Origin of the sequence: Lysinibacillus boronitolerans JCM 21713 = 10a = NBRC 103108 (genome assembly GCF_000772935.1) — a bacterium.
Lineage (GTDB): Bacteria > Bacillota > Bacilli > Bacillales_A > Planococcaceae > Lysinibacillus > Lysinibacillus boronitolerans.
Map to the genome: position 1 here is coordinate 1 of NZ_JPVR01000002.1, position 209 is coordinate 209.

Annotated in this window: 1 pseudogene; it reads right to left on the bottom strand. The window is 67.9% G+C overall.

Annotated elements, in window-relative coordinates:
* Positions 1-209: pseudogene (locus tag CD31_RS22755) on the bottom strand (IS21 family transposase); the annotation flags it as partial.

Genomic DNA, 209 nt, shown 5'->3' on the forward strand with positions numbered 1-209 from the left:
CAAAGTAGGTCAGAGCCTGGCCCAGCGAGGTCAGCCAGTCCACCTGGGTTTCGCCTGGCGTCGCGCAGGCATAGGTGTAATTCGAGGCGCCCAGGGCGGCGACGAAGATGTGCGCCCGGCGCACTTCGCCGGTGGCCGGGTCGACCACCGGCAGCGTCGGCCCGGCATAGTCGATGAATAGCTTCTCGCCCGCACGGTGCAGCTGACGC